General features: G+C 75.2%; 9 protein-coding genes. 8 read left to right on the top strand and 1 reads right to left on the bottom strand.

What is annotated here, in order from left to right; genetic code table 11:
* The 4 genes from prcA to hisF form a co-directional block, all read left to right on the top strand.
* The coding region (gene prcA / locus PKY62_RS10285; RefSeq protein ID WP_324536617.1) for a proteasome subunit alpha at positions 1-571 on the top strand (571 nt) is incomplete at its 5' end.
* Positions 572-574: 3 nt separating this feature from the next.
* Complete coding sequence (gene pafA / locus PKY62_RS10280; RefSeq protein WP_324536616.1) at positions 575-1,936, top strand: Pup--protein ligase; 1,362 nt, start codon at positions 575-577, stop codon at positions 1,934-1,936.
* Between the two features lie 134 nt (positions 1,937-2,070).
* On the top strand, positions 2,071-2,925 hold the full coding sequence (locus tag PKY62_RS10275; protein ID WP_324536615.1) for an FKBP-type peptidyl-prolyl cis-trans isomerase: 855 nt from the start codon (positions 2,071-2,073) through the stop codon (positions 2,923-2,925).
* Position 2,926: 1 nt separating this feature from the next.
* Complete coding sequence (gene hisF, locus PKY62_RS10270; RefSeq protein WP_324536614.1) at positions 2,927-3,697, top strand: imidazole glycerol phosphate synthase subunit HisF; 771 nt, start codon at positions 2,927-2,929, stop codon at positions 3,695-3,697.
* Between the two features lie 40 nt (positions 3,698-3,737).
* On the opposite strand, the gene PKY62_RS10265 is transcribed toward hisF, so the two are convergent.
* Complete coding sequence (locus tag PKY62_RS10265; RefSeq protein WP_324536613.1) at positions 3,738-4,421, bottom strand: TIGR03085 family metal-binding protein; 684 nt, start codon at positions 4,419-4,421, stop codon at positions 3,738-3,740.
* Positions 4,422-4,473: 52 nt separating this feature from the next.
* Between PKY62_RS10265 and PKY62_RS10260 the strand changes: the two genes are divergently transcribed.
* The 4 genes from PKY62_RS10260 to PKY62_RS10245 all read left to right on the top strand — a co-directional run.
* Positions 4,474-6,369, top strand: coding sequence for an ABC transporter ATP-binding protein (locus PKY62_RS10260; protein WP_324536612.1), 1,896 nt, complete (start codon positions 4,474-4,476; stop codon positions 6,367-6,369).
* Positions 6,366-8,180: an ABC transporter ATP-binding protein gene (locus tag PKY62_RS10255; protein ID WP_324536611.1), complete on the top strand. Its 1,815-nt coding sequence runs from the start codon at positions 6,366-6,368 to the stop codon at positions 8,178-8,180. Before PKY62_RS10260 ends, PKY62_RS10255 begins: the two co-directional genes overlap by 4 nt.
* 118 nt (positions 8,181-8,298) lie before the next feature.
* Positions 8,299-8,694 (top strand): phosphoribosyl-AMP cyclohydrolase, encoded by a 396-nt coding sequence (hisI, locus tag PKY62_RS10250; protein WP_324536610.1) that lies wholly within the window; start codon positions 8,299-8,301, stop codon positions 8,692-8,694.
* Positions 8,691-10,241, top strand: a 1,551-nt coding sequence (locus PKY62_RS10245; RefSeq protein WP_324536609.1) for an anthranilate synthase component I, incomplete at its 3' end; no start/stop codon positions are given. The genes hisI and PKY62_RS10245, both read left to right, overlap by 4 nt.

The following is a 10,241-nucleotide window of genomic DNA, read 5'->3' as shown; positions in this document are numbered from 1 at the left end:
CGCGGTCGGCAAGTACAACGAGTTCGAGAACCTGCGCGTCGCCGGGGTGCGCTACGCGGACCTGCGGGGGTACTCGTTCGACCGCGCGGACGTCAACGCGCGCGGGCTCGCCAACGCGTACGCGCAGACGCTGGGCACGGTGTTCACCACGGAGGCCAAGCCCCTCGAGGTGGAGCTCGTGGTCGCCGAGGTGGGGGCGACCCCCGAGGAGGACCAGGTCTACCGGCTGTCCTACGACGGCTCGGTGGCCGACGAGCGCGGCCACGTCGTCATGGGTGGGCAGGCCGAGCGGCTGTCCGAGCGCCTGGCGGCGCAGTGGCGTCCGGGCATGGACCTGGGCGCCGCGGTGCGGCTGGCCGTGCAGGTGCTGGGGACCCAGCCCGAGGGTGAGCCCCGCGTGCTCGAGCCGGCGCAGCTCGAGGTGGCGGTGCTGGACCGCACCCGGCCCCGGCGCGCGTTCCGGCGGCTCGCCGCGGCCCAGCTCGGCGACCTCCTGACGGAGCCGGACGGGACCGACGCGCCCGGTGCACCCGGGGAGCCCGACGAGCCCTCGGCCGCCGGGCGGGGCTGAGGCGTGGACCGGCGGATCTTCGGCCTGGAGACCGAGTACGGCGTGACGTGCGCCGTCGACCAGGGCCGGGGCCTCTCGGCGGACGAGGTCGCCCGCTACCTGTTCCGCAAGGTGGTCGCGTGGGGCCGGTCCTCCAACGTCTTCCTGCGCAACGGCTCGAGGCTCTACCTCGACGTCGGCTCGCACCCCGAGTACGCGACGGCCGAGTGCGACGACATCCCCCAGCTCATCGCCCACGACCGCGGCGGCGAGCGGATCCTCGAGGGCCTCGTGGCGGACGCGCAGCAGCGGCTGGTCGACGAGGGCGTCCCGGGCACCATCCACCTGTTCAAGAACAACACCGACTCGGCCGGCAACTCCTACGGCTGCCACGAGAACTACCTCGTGCGGCGCCAGGGGGACTTCGGGCGGCTGGCCGACGTGCTCGTGCCCTTCCTCATCACGCGCCAGGTGCTCACGGGCGCCGGCAAGGTGCTGCCCACGCCCCGTGGCGCGGTCTACTGCCTGTCCCAGCGGGCCGAGCACATCTGGGAGTCGGTCTCCAGCGCGACCACGCGCTCCCGGCCCATCATCAACACGCGCGACGAGCCGCACGCCGACGCCGAGCAGTACCGGCGGCTGCACGTCATCGTCGGCGACTCGTCGATGTCGGAGACGACGACGCTGCTCAAGGTGGGCGCCACCGACCTCGTGCTGCGCCTCATCGAGGCAGGGGTGCCCGTGCGCCCGGTCACGCTGGAGAACCCCATGCGGGCCATCCGCGACATCAGCCACGACCTCACCGGCACGGTGCCGGTGACCCTGGCCACCGGCCGCACCGCCAGCGCTCTCGACGTCCAGGAGGAGTTCCTCGCCCGGGTGCGCGAGCTCGTCGACGCGGAGCTCGAGGTCACACCGGTGGTCGCGCGCACGCTCGACCTGTGGGAACGCGGGCTGGCAGCCCTGCGCTCGGGAGACCTGTCCTCCGTCGACCGCGAGCTCGACTGGGTCATCAAGCTGCGGATGATCGAGCGATACCAGGCCAGGCACGGCATGACGCTGGACGACCCGCGCGTCACGCGGCTCGACCTGGCCTACCACGACATCTCGCGCACCCAGGGCCTGTACAACCTCATGGCGGCGCGCGGGATGGTCGAGCGCGTGGTCGACGACCTCGACGTCTTCGAGGCCACCGCCGTGCCGCCGCAGACCACGCGGGCCAAGCTGCGCGGCGACTTCGTGCGCCGCGCCCAGGAGGCGCGCCGTGACTACACGGTCGACTGGGTGCACCTCAAGCTCAACGACCAGGCCCAGCGGACGGTCCTGTGCAAGGACCCCTTCCGCAGCGTCGACGAGCGCGTGGACCGGCTGCTCGAGTCCCTGTGACGGGGACGTGACGCCACCGTGAAGACCCCGTCGGCGTCGGGTCGGGCGGCCGGCCGGCGCACTAGAGTGACTCGTCCGTCGTCTGGAGCGCGCACCCGCGCGTCGGAGGGAGTGCCGTGCGCCGTCGTCGCGCCGTGATCGGTCTCGTGCTCGTGGCGGTCGCCGGCCTGTCCGCGTGCACCCCCGAGCCGGAGGCCGTGGTCGAGGTGACCGTCGCGGGGGAGCTCGGCTTCGCCCCGGAGCTGACCTTCGACGTCCCGCTGACGGTCACCGAGGCGAGCGTCGAGGTCATCGCCGAGGGCACCGGCCCGGAGCTCGTCGAGGGCGAGGCCGTGCTCGTCGACTTCTACGCGGAGTCCGGGGCGGACCGCTCCCTCATCGGCGAGACGTTCAGCAGCGAGCCCAAGCCGTACCTGCTGAGCGCCGAGGCGCTGGGCCTGGACCTCTACGAGGGGCTGCGCGGGCAGCGGGTCGGCTCGCGCGTGCTCCAGCTGGTCCCCGGCGCCGACGGTGCCGCGTCCACCGTCGCGGTCTTCGACGTGCTGCCCACGCGCGCGTGGGGCGAGGCCGTCGAGCCGCGCGAGGGTCAGCCGACGGTCGAGCTCGCGTCGAACGGCGCCCCGACGATCACGCTCCCGGCGGGCGAGCCGCCCGCCGCGGCGGTGGTGCAGCCGCTGCTGCGCGGCGACGGTCCGCAGGTGACCGCCGGCCAGATCGTCACGGTCCAGTACACCGGCGTCCTGTGGGCCGACGGTGCGGTCTTCGACACGAGCTGGGGCCCCGGGAAGCTCCCGACCTCCTTCCCCATCGGCGTGGGATCGGTCATCGAGGGCTGGGACACCGGGCTCGTCGAGCAGACGGTGGGCAGCCAGGTGCTGCTCGTCATCCCGCCGGCGCTCGGCTACGGCGGGGAGCACGAGCTCGCCGACCAGACGCTCGTCTTCGTCGTCGACATCCTCGCCGCCAGCGGCGGCCCCGAGGTGGGCTGACATGGGCGTCGCGGTCCGCGTCATCCCCTGCCTTGACGTCGACGCAGGGCGGGTGGTCAAGGGCGTCAACTTCGCCGACCTGCGCGACGCCGGGGACCCGGTCGAGCTCGCCCGGCGCTACGACGCCGACGGCGCGGACGAGATCACCTTCCTCGACGTCTCGGCGTCCTCCGGGGCGCGCGAGACCACGTACGACGTCGTACGCCGCACGGCCGGCGAGGTGTTCGTCCCGCTGACCGTCGGTGGCGGTGTGCGCTCCACGGACGACGTCGACCGGCTGCTGCGTGCCGGCGCGGACAAGGTCGGGGTCAACACCGCGGCGATCGCGCGGCCGGAGCTGGTCGCCGAGATCGCCCAGCGGTTCGGAAGCCAGGTCCTCGTGCTCTCGGTGGACGCCCGCCGGGTGGTCGACGGCCCGCCGACGCCCTCGGGCTACGAGGTGACCACGCACGGCGGGCGGCGCGGCACGGGCATCGACGCGGTGGCGTGGGCCCGGCGGGCCGTCGAGCTCGGCGCGGGCGAGGTGCTGCTCAACTCGATGGACGCCGACGGGATGACCACCGGCTTCGACCTGGAGATGCTGGCGGCCGTGCGTGGCCAGGTCGCGGTGCCGCTCATCGCGAGCGGAGGGGCGGGGACGGTGGAGCACTTCGTCGCCGCGGCACAGGCCGGCGCCGACGCGCTGCTCGCGGCGAGCGTCTTCCACTTCGGGGTGCTGACCGTCGGCCAGGTCAAGGGCGCGCTGCGGGCCGCGGGGATCGTCGTCCGCTGACGTCGGCACCGTCTCCGGCGTCTGCCCGGCCGGTGGGGCGTCAGCTGCGCCGCACCCGCTCCAGGGCAGCCACGGCGTCCCGCGGGCCCTCGACCGTGACCTCCGCGACCGCCGAGCGGCCGAACGCGTGCAGCAGCAGCTCACCGACCTGGCCCCGGACCACGACGTCCCGCCCGGTCGGGAGGTCCCGACCGGTCCCGGGGGAGTCGCCCTCGCGCGGCGGGCGGCGGGCGCGCAGGGTGCGGCTCCCGTCGGTGAGCACCACGCCGACCGGGCTGTCGCGGTACGCCAGCCGCGCGCTGCGCCGCAGCGCCGCCCAGAGGGCGTCCTGCTCGCCCGGCGGCAGGGTCCGCGGCAGCGCCGAGCCCCGCCCGGCGCCCCGACGCACGTCCTCGGTGTGCACGAAGAGCTCGACGAGCTGGACGGCGTCGCCGGCCCAGCGCATCGGGCTGGCCGGCGGCGGTCCGGAGCGCACCCGCTCGACGATCGCGGCGTAGCCGTCCGGGGTCGCCGCACGGTCGCCGAGCTTCTGGACGTCGCGCTCGGTGCGGGCAGCCAGCCACGGCACGACGATGCCGGCGGCGCTGCCCGGCGATCCCTCGCGACGTACGATGTGGGCGGCCAGGTGCTCCGAGCGCCACCCCTCGCAACGGGTGGGTGCTCCCGGGCCTGCGGCGCTCAGCGCGTCGGCGAGCGCCGTCCGTTCCAGGGGGTGCCACGGCATCCGACATCGTCCCACGCGCGGGTCGCCCGCCGTCCCATCGACAAGGAGTCCTGTGCGCGCGCCAGCTGTGCCCTCGACCCGACGCCCCGCAGCCCTCGAGGGCGGCCCCGTGCGGCGCGGGCTCGGCCTCGTGGGCCGCGGGATCGCCTCGCAGCCGCGCACGTACGCCTGGGCGATCGGCACCTCGGCGGCGTTCGGCGCCCTGACGGTCGGGGTGAGCCAGGTGCTCGGTCAGGTGACCGATCGCGTGGTCGTGCCTGCCGTCGCGGGCTCCCCGGAGGCGCTGGGCTCGCTGTGGGCGGCGGGTCTCGTCCTGCTCGCCGTCGCGCTCGCCCTCGCGCTGGCCGTCGCGGGGCGGCGGATCTTCGCCGGGATCGGCTCCTCGGACATCCAGGCCGACCACCGCCGCGCGGTGACCCGCCAGTACCTGCACCTGCCGATGTCCTGGCACCGGGCCCACCCCACCGGCCAGCTGCTGGCCAACGCGAGCTCGGACGTCGAGGCCGCGACAGGGGTCTTCGACCCGCTGCCGTTCGCCCTCGGGGTCGTGGTGATGATCGCCGTCGCGGCGGTCGCGCTGCTGGCCACGGACGTCTGGCTGGCCGTCACGGCACTGGCCGTGCTGCCGCTCGCCGTGCTGGCCAACCTCGTGTTCCAGCGCTACATGTCGCCGGCGATCACCCGCGCCCAGCAGCTGCGGGCCGAGGTGTCCGACATCGCGCACGAGAGCTTCGAGGCCGCGCTGCTCGTCAAGTCCCTCGGCACGGCGGACGCCGAGGAGCGCCGGTTCGCCGAGCGGGCCGACGCCCTGCGGGCGGCGAACGTGCGGGTGGGCCGCGTGCGCGCGGTGTTCGACCCCGTCATCGACCTGCTGCCCAGCGTCGGGACGCTCGCGGTGCTGCTCGTCGGCTCGGCCCGCCTGGCCGCGGGCGCCGTGCAGACCGGGGACATCGTCGCGGCCGCGTACCTGTTGACGCTCATGGCCGTGCCCGTGCGCGCGTTCGGCTGGGTGCTCGGCGAGCTGCCCCGTGGCCTGGTGGGGTACGACCGGATCGCCCGCGTGCTCGACGCGTCCAGCGACCAGCCCGCCGGCACGCTCGCGCTGCCGGCCGGGACCGCCGGGCTGCACGTCGCGCTGCACGACGTCGCGCTGCGGATCACCGACCCGACGGGGCAGCACACGCTGCTCGAGGGCGTCGACCTGGAGCTGCCGGCGGGGCGGACCGTCGCGCTCGTCGGGCCCACGGGAGCGGGCAAGACGACGCTGGTCTCGCTGCTCAGCAGGCTGCGGGACCCCAGCGCCGGGGTGGTGCTCCTCGACGGCGTCGACCTCGTGCACGTCCGCGCCGCCGACCTCACCGCCCAGGTCGCGCTCGTCGCGCAGCAGGCCTTCGTCTTCGAGGACACCGTGCGGGCCAACGTCACCCTGGCGGACCGCGACGACCCGGCCGCGCCCGACGACGACGCGGTCTGGGCCGCGCTGCGCCTCGCACGGGTCGACGGCGTGGTGCGGGCCCTGCCGGGCGGCCTCGACGCGCCGCTGGGCGAGCGCGGGGCCAACCTCTCGGGCGGCCAGCGGCAGCGCCTGGCGATCGCCAGGGCGCTGGTCCGGCGCCCGCGGCTGCTCGTCCTGGACGACGCGACGTCAGCCGTCGACCCGCGCGTCGAGCAGGAGATCCTCACCGGCCTGCGCTCGGCGCTGGGGCCCGCCGGGACACCGACCGTGCTCATGGTCGCCTACCGGATGTCGTCGGTGCTGCTCGCCGACGAGGTCGTACACCTGGAGGGCGGGCGCGTGGTCGACCGCGGCACCCACGCAGAGCTGCTCGAACGGGACCCGGGCTACCGCGAGCTGGCCACGGCGTACCTCGACGAGAGCGTGCGACGGTCCGAGGCGGCCGCCGACGCCGACGCCGAGGCCGACGCGGACGGGGAGGAGGACCGATGAGCGCGCCCGACCCGACACCGGTGCGCCTGGGCCGGACGAGCGCGCTGGGCCCGATGGCGACCCTGCGCCGCGGCGTCGAGGTCTCCCCGCAGCTGCTCGACGGCCTGCTCGTCACCGTCGCGCTCGCCGTGCTCGCCGCGGCAGGGCGCATCGTCGTGCCCATCGCGGTCCAGCAGACCGTCGACACCGCGGTGCTGGCGCCCGGCGGACCGCGCTCGGACCGCGTGCTGCTGCTCGTCGGCCTGGCCGCGCTGGGCCTCGTCGTCTCGGGGGTGTGCGCGTCGCTGGTCAACGTGCGGCTGTTCCGGTCCAGCGAGGCCGGCCTGGCCCGCCTGCGGGTCACGGCGTTCCGCCACGTGCACGACCTGTCCGCCCTCACCCAGGGCACCGAGCGCAAGGGCAGCCTCGTCTCGCGCGTGACGAGCGACGTCGACACCATCTCGCTGTTCGTGCAGTGGGGCGGCATCATGCTGCTCGTCTCGGTGCTGCAGATCCTCGCTGCGACCGTCCTCATGGCCGTCTACTCCTGGCAGCTGACGCTCGTCGTGTGGGCGTGCTTCGTCCCGCTCGTCCTCGTGCTGCGGCCGGCCCAGAAGAAGCTCAGCACCGCGTTCGCCCTGGTGCGCGAGCGCATGGGCGCGATGCTCGGCGCGATCTCCGAGGCCGTCGTCGGCGCGGAGACCATCCGGGCGTACGGCGTCGGGGCGCGCACCCAGCGCCGGATCGACGCGTCCGTCACGGCCACCCGCGACGCCAAGGTGCGTGCGCAGACGCGGGTCGCGACGGTGTTCTCGTCGGGTGTCCTCGTGGCCAACGCCGTGCTCGCGGTGGTGGTCGTCGTCGGCACGCTGCTCGGCGTCGCCGGTGAGCTCAGCGCGGGGCGCCTGCTTGCCTTCCTCTTCCTGGCCCAGCTGTTCACCGGGCCGGTGCAGATGGCCACCGAGATCCTCAACGAGCTGCAGAACGCGCTCGCCGGGTGGCGGCGCGTGCTCGGGGTCATCGACACCCCGGTCGAGGTCGCGGACCCGCCGGGCGGGGGCGCGCCCAGCCCGCGTGGCCCCGCCCGCGTCGAGCTGCGCGGCGTCCGGTACGGCTACCCCGACGGCCCCACGGTGCTGCACGACGTCGACCTCGTGGTGCCCGCCACGGCCAAGGTCGCGGTGGTGGGTGCGACGGGCTCCGGCAAGAGCACGATGGCCAAGCTCGTCACCCGGCTGGTCGACCCGCTCGAGGGGCGCGTGCTGCTCGACGGCGTGGACCTGCGCGACCTGAGCCTGGCAGGGGTGCGCACCCGCGTGGTGCTGGTGCCCCAGGAGGGCTTCCTCTTCGAGGGCAGCCTCCTCGACAACGTCGCGTACGGCGCCCGGCCGGCCCCCGGCGAGGCGCGCGATCGTGCGGCGGTGGTCGAGGGTGCCTTCGCCGAGCTGGGGCTCGCGGACTGGCTCGCCGACCTGCCGGACGGCCTGGGCACCGACGTCGGCCAGCGCGGCGAGCGGCTGTCCGCGGGGGAGCGCCAGCTCGTCGCCCTCGCCAGGGCGCACCTCGCGGGCGCCGACCTGCTGGTGCTCGACGAGGCCACGAGCGCGGTGGACCCGGCCACCGAGGTGCGGATCGCCCGCGCGCTGGACCAGCTCACGGCCGGCCGGACCACCCTGACGATCGCGCACCGGCTGTCGACGGCGGAGGCGGCCGATGTGGTCGTCGTCGTCGACCACGGGCACGTCGTCCAGGTGGGGCCGCACGCCGCGCTCCTCGCCGAGCCCGGCGTGTACGCCCAGATGCACGCCGCCTGGCTGTCGCAGACGCGCTGAGCCGGGCGCGCCCAGCCGGGCGCCCCGGTCCGGACGCGCTGGGCCGGACGCGCTGGGCCGGACGCGCTGGGCCGGACGCACGCTGCCGCCCCCGCGCGGCCCGTGGCAGGATCGGCGGGTGCCCGACGCCCTGCCTGTGCCCGCCCGCCCCTCGGACCTCGACCCGTCCCTCGCCGCGCGGCTGTCGCGCGACGCCGCCGGCCTGGTCTGCGCCGTCGTCCAGCAGCACGACACCGGCGAGGTGCTCATGGTCGGCTGGATGGACGACGAGGCGCTGCACCGCACGCTGACCAGCGGGCGGGTGACCTTCTGGAGCCGCTCGCGCCAGGAGTACTGGCGCAAGGGCGACACCTCGGGCCACCTGCAGCACGTGCGGTCCGTCGCGCTGGACTGCGACGGCGACGCCGTCCTGGTGCGCGTGGACCAGGTCGGTGCCGCGTGCCACACGGGCGCCAGGACGTGCTTCGCGGCCGGGGGAGACCTCGGGGCAGTGGTCGGGCCGGTGCGCGGATGAGCGCCGCCGCCGAGCCCGGGACGGTCGAGGGCGGCCCGACCGTTGGCGCGTTGCCCTGGGGCACGACGTGGCCGGCCGTGGAGACCTTCCGGGAGCTGGCGCGCGACCGGCGCGTCATCCCGGTGGTCCGCCGACTGCTCGCCGACGACGTCACGCCCGTCGGCCTGTACCGCACCCTCGCGCAGGGCCGGCCCGGCACCTTCGTGCTCGAGTCCGCCGAGGTGGACGGCACCTGGGCGCGCTACTCCTTCGTCGGCGTCGCCTCGCGCGCGACGCTCACCGTGACAGACGGCGCGGCCGTGTGGCTCGGTGACGTCCCGGTGGGCGTTCCGCTCGAGGGCGACGTGCTCGACGTGCTGGGCGCGACGCTCGAGGCGCTGCGCACCCCGGCCGTGCCCGGCCTGCCGCCGCTGACGGGTGGCCTCGTGGGCGCCATGGGGTGGGACGTCGTGCGGCACTGGGAGCCCACGCTGCCGGCCAAGGCACCCGACGAGCTGGGTGTCCCGGAGCTGACGCTGTGCCTGGCCACGGATCTGGCCGTCGTCGACCACGTCGACGGCTCGGTGTGGCTGGTCGCCAACGCGATCAACTTCGACGACACGGACGCGCGCGTGGACGAGGCTCACGCCGACGCCGTCGCGCGGCTCGACCGGATGCACACGGCGCTCGCGCACCCCGTCGTCGTCGCCCCCGGCGTGCTCGGCTCGGAGGTCGAGCCCGCGCTGGAGTTCCGCTCCACGCGGGCGGAGTACGAGCAGGCGGTGCGCTCGGGCAAGGAGGCGATCCGCGAGGGTGAGGTGTTCCAGGTGGTGCTCTCCCAGCGCCTCGACCTGGACTGCCCGGCGTCCCCGCTGGACGTCTACCGCGTGCTGCGCACCATCAACCCGAGCCCGTACATGTACTACTTCCAGCTCCAGGACGCCGCGGGGCGCGACTTCGCGGTCGTCGGGTCGAGCCCCGAGACGCTCGTCAAGGTGACGGACGGCCGCGTGCTCACCTATCCCATCGCGGGCTCGCGCCCCCGCGGGGCCACCCCGGAGCAGGACGCGACGCTGGCCACCGAGCTGCTGGCCGACCCGAAGGAGCGGGCCGAGCACCTCATGCTCGTGGACCTGTCCCGCAACGACCTCGTCAAGGTCTGCGAGCCCACCAGCGTCGAGGTGCTCGAGTTCATGCTCGTGCGGCGGTTCAGCCACATCATGCACCTGTGCTCGACGGTGGTCGGGCGGCTGCGCGCCGGGGCCACGGCCCTGCAGGCCCTCGTCGCGACGTTCCCCGCGGGGACGCTGTCGGGGGCCCCCAAGCCGCGCGCGATCGCCCTCATCGACGAGCTCGAGCCGGCCCGCCGCGGGATCTACGGCGGCACGGTCGGGTACTTCGACTTCGCCGGCGACATGGACATGGCCATCGCCATCCGCACCGCGCTCATCCGCGAGGGCAGGGCGAGCGTCCAGGCGGGGGCCGGGATCGTGGCGGACTCGGTGCCGGCCAGCGAGTACGCCGAGTCGCGCGACAAGGCCGCCGCGGCGGTCCGCGCGGTGCAGCTC

Origin of the sequence: Actinotalea sp. (assembly GCF_035443605.1) — a bacterium.
In the GTDB taxonomy this organism is placed as follows: domain Bacteria; phylum Actinomycetota; class Actinomycetes; order Actinomycetales; family Cellulomonadaceae; genus Actinotalea.
This window is presented reverse-complemented; position numbering and strand designations above follow the sequence as displayed.